Source organism: Telluria sp. AZSoR62 (genome assembly GCF_058111565.1).
In genome coordinates, this window is the sequence record NZ_JBYTST010000269.1 from 1 (window position 1) to 281 (window position 281).

At 63.3% G+C, this 281-nt stretch carries 1 protein-coding gene; it reads right to left on the minus strand.

Features of this window, described 5'->3' with window-relative positions; genetic code table 11:
- Positions 1 to 187, minus strand: a 187-nt coding sequence (locus tag AC3XQU_RS23765) for a hypothetical protein (RefSeq protein ID WP_489876596.1), incomplete at its 3' end; no start/stop codon positions are given.
- Between the last annotated feature and the right edge of the window lie 94 nt (positions 188 to 281).

The following is a 281-nucleotide window of genomic DNA, read 5'->3' on the forward strand; positions in this document are numbered from 1 at the left end:
GCAACCCACCGGTCACCGAGGAGGGGCTACCGTCAGGGGCCGTGTAGACGGTGTCTTTCGTGCGTTCGTGGATAGCCCACACTTCGGCAGCAACCTGCGCCGGCCTTCCCCCGTCAGCATCCGCCGGCAGTCCTTTGAGCCGCGGATCCAGCGCAACCATGCGCCCGTCGTTGGTGATCTTTGGCATGTTGTCATCCCGCGGATCAACACCTGAGAGGTTTTTTGCCCGCTGCCCGAGATCTTCCACATACTCCGCCACCGCGAGGGATGGTTCCCGTGAG